The following is a 2,190-nucleotide window of genomic DNA, read 5'->3' as shown; positions in this document are numbered from 1 at the left end:
ATTACAAAAATGATGTAATGGCCCGTTCGTCTATCGGTTAGGACGCCAGGTTTTCATCCTGGTAACAGGGGTTCGATTCCCCTACGGGCTACAAGTTCAGTTTTTATTGAAAAAAAATATTATCTACAAAGATAATGATGGCCCGTTCGTCTATCGGTTAGGACGCCAGGTTTTCATCCTGGTAAGAGGGGTTCGATTCCCCTACGGGCTACAACGTTAGTTGTAAATTAGTTTTATAAAGTAAAAAGTCAGTGTCTCGAGTTTTTATTTTATTAGTTAAAACCAAAGCGATTAGTTGTATAATTGTGGGAGGTTTTTCTTTTTTAACTATGTATTAATAATAATTACAATTAAATTAAAAGAAAATGGCAAATCATAAGTCAGCTTTAAAAAGAATAAGAAGCAACGAAAAAAGAAGAGTATTAAACAGATATCAGCATAAAACTACTCGTAATGCTATAAAAGCATTAAGAATGGCAACTGATAAATCTGATGCAGCATCTAAATTGGCTGGTGTAATTTCGATGATTGATAAATTAGCTAAGAAAAATGTTATTCATGATAACAAAGCTTCTAACTTAAAATCTAAATTGACTAAATTCGTTACAAAATTGTAATTAATTTTTTTAGTTGAAATAAAAAAGCTCTCATAATTTGAGAGCTTTTTTTTATGCTTTATTATTAGTTATTTTTAGTAGTTTAAAGTTTTTAATTGATCTAACATATCTTGGTTTATAGGTTTTGACAAAAAATCAATAACAATAGGATAGGACTTAGATTTTTCAATGTCGTAAGGATCTATTGTAGATGAAAGCACTAACACTTTCGTTTTTTCAAATATTGTGTTGAAATTATTTTTCATATAACTATCTAAAAACTCCCAACCATTCATTACAGGCATATTTAAATCAAGGAAAATAAGACATGGATACTTAGTGTTACTTATATCTAGTTTGGCTAATTCTTTAAAATATTCGACTGCTTCTTCACCATTTTGCAATGTTATTATTTCGTTACAAAAAGATGATTTTTTTATTACCATTTTACTCAACATTAAGGTAATTTGGTCGTCATCAATACATAATACTAAATCAATCATTTTTTTCGTTCTTAAATGTTATAGTAAACTTTGTTCCAATATTTACTTCGCTTTCTATTTCGATTATTCCACCCATACTTTCTACTTGGGATTTAACCAAATATAGACCTAATCCTTTGCTATCTGGATAATTATGAAAACGTTGGTAAAGCCCAAACACTTTGTCTTTATTTCTTTCTAAATCTATTCCAATACCGTTGTCTTTGAAACTTAGTATGATTTTGTTATTAATTTCTTTTGATGTAATTTCTATTTTTAATGTTTTGTCTTTTGGTCTGTATTTAATTGCATTAGTTAATAAATTTAATACAATACTTTCAAAATAGGATTTGTTGGTTACCAAATAGGGTGTTTTTTCTAAATCTAGTTTTATTTCGGGTTTATGTAAGTTTAGTAAGTTATTTAGTTGACTTAGTACATTAGTAACTACTTCAGAAATAAGAATTTTTTCTTTACTAATTGATGGGCTGTCTTTGATGATGATAACTTTAACTAAATCATTTATTGTGTCGTTTAATAGATTGGTAGAGCTTGAAAATCCATTGATGATTTCTTTTAATTCTGGATTATCAATTTTTATATCATTAATGAGATTTAACAATCCAGTCAGATTCGACAATGGAGCTCTTAGATTGTGAGAAGTGATATATGAAAATTGTTTTAAATCTTTATTGTTTTGAGTCAATTCGCGGATTAATTGTTCTCTTTCTTTTTCTCTTTCTTTTTGTTCTGTAATTTCTCTTTGAATTGAAATCCAATGCGAATGTTCTCCATCAATGTTTGTTATAGGAGTCATTGAAAAATTAATCCAATATTCTTCACCTGTTTTTTTAGTATTTAATGATTCAAATTGAAATTCTTCTTTATTTTTTAAAGCATTCGAAAGTTTTGAAATGTCCTTCTTCAATGCTTTTCTGTTGAAAAAAGTACTTGCTGGTTTCCCAATTACATCTTTAGCTTTGTATCCAGTTATTTTTGTGAAAGCTGGATTTACATATACGACAGTTGGAATAGTTGCTTCGACTTCATTTGTTTTTGTTATAATAACAGAATCTTTTGATTGGGTAATAACTGTTTCAAGAAGTTTAAGT

The 2,190-nt window shown here is 28.2% G+C and carries 3 protein-coding genes and 2 tRNA genes; 3 read left to right on the top strand and 2 right to left on the bottom strand.

The genetic code is table 11. The annotated features are described in order from the left end of the window. Nucleotides 1-19: 19 nt before the first annotated feature. From O9267_RS00605 to rpsT, 3 genes are all read left to right on the top strand, one after another. Nucleotides 20-91: transfer RNA gene (locus O9267_RS00605), tRNA-Glu, on the top strand. Nucleotides 92-139: 48 nt separating this feature from the next. Next, nucleotides 140-211, top strand: a tRNA-Glu gene (locus O9267_RS00600). 154 nt (nucleotides 212-365) lie between these two features. Further along, complete coding sequence (gene rpsT, locus O9267_RS00595) at nucleotides 366-617, top strand: 30S ribosomal protein S20 (protein ID WP_298175204.1); 252 nt, start codon at nucleotides 366-368, stop codon at nucleotides 615-617. A gap of 74 nt (nucleotides 618-691) precedes the next feature. Here rpsT and O9267_RS00590 read toward each other — a convergent pair whose 3' ends face one another. Next, entirely contained in the window at nucleotides 692-1,099 is a 408-nt protein-coding gene (locus tag O9267_RS00590) for a response regulator (protein WP_298175203.1), read from the bottom strand. After that, nucleotides 1,092-2,190: PAS domain-containing sensor histidine kinase (locus O9267_RS00585; RefSeq protein WP_298175202.1), on the bottom strand; the 1,099-nt coding region annotated here is incomplete at its 5' end. The genes O9267_RS00590 and O9267_RS00585, both read right to left, overlap by 8 nt.

This window comes from Flavobacterium sp., from assembly GCF_027531705.1.
Classification (GTDB): domain Bacteria; phylum Bacteroidota; class Bacteroidia; order Flavobacteriales; family Flavobacteriaceae; genus Flavobacterium.
The sequence above is the reverse complement of the archived record's forward strand: the minus strand, read 5'-3'. Positions and strand labels throughout refer to the sequence as shown.

What these genes read in the sequence shown, in the direction of transcription:
- rpsT (WP_298175204.1), top strand. Translation starts at nt 366, where the DNA reads ATGGCAAATCATAAGTCAGCTTTAAAAAGAATAAGAAGCAACGAAAAA.
- O9267_RS00590 (WP_298175203.1), bottom strand. Translation starts at nt 1,099, where the DNA reads ATGATTGATTTAGTATTATGTATTGATGACGACCAAATTACCTTAATG.